This window comes from Helicobacter suis (assembly GCF_902196125.1).
In the GTDB taxonomy this organism is placed as follows: domain Bacteria; phylum Campylobacterota; class Campylobacteria; order Campylobacterales; family Helicobacteraceae; genus Helicobacter; species Helicobacter suis_B.
On record NZ_CABIKG010000070.1, the window covers coordinates 1 to 584 of the forward strand.

Below are 584 nucleotides of genomic sequence, written 5' to 3' on the forward strand. Positions count from 1 at the left end.
AGAGTTAGCTAAATCCATTATGTATTGAAATTTCTTATCACTCTGCCCTTTAAAATCATACAGCCAAGTGGTGTAATCTTGTTTCTTTTTCATTAAACCATTGACATACTCCCCATAGCTAAAGCTAGGGGATTCTGGGATCATCAAGGTTTGCCCGCTAGGCGGGTCTTACAGCCTCTACTCTAAGAGTTGATGCCCCAACTCTATGAATATTAATACTTGCGTTTAAATCTCTATCCAAAGAAAAGCCACAAGAGTGGCAATTAAATACCCTATCCTTTAGGCTTAAATCCTCTTTGAGTGCCCCACAATTAGAACAAGTCTTAGAGCTTGGATAAAATCTATCAATCTTATGCACCTGTGTTTTTCTCTCTAGGATAGATATAAACTCACTAAAAGCTAGATCGCTAATCTTTCTACCCCACAACCTTTGCATCGCTTTCATATTCAAATCCTCAATGAAAACATGGGTGTATTGTTTGGCTAAATAGTTAGCTAGTTTATAGAAAAAGTCCGTTCTTAAAAACTTAATTTTTCTGTGTAGCTTAGCTAGTTTGATTCTAGCTTTAAGGCGGTTATGGCTA

At 36.8% G+C, this 584-nt stretch carries 1 protein-coding gene; it reads right to left on the reverse strand.

Annotation, left to right across the window (positions count from 1 at the left end; translation table 11 throughout):
* Positions 1-157: 157 nt before the first annotated feature.
* A partial coding sequence (locus G6Q00_RS08370; protein ID WP_163532733.1) for an RNA-guided endonuclease InsQ/TnpB family protein occupies positions 158-584 on the reverse strand: 427 nt, incomplete at its 5' end.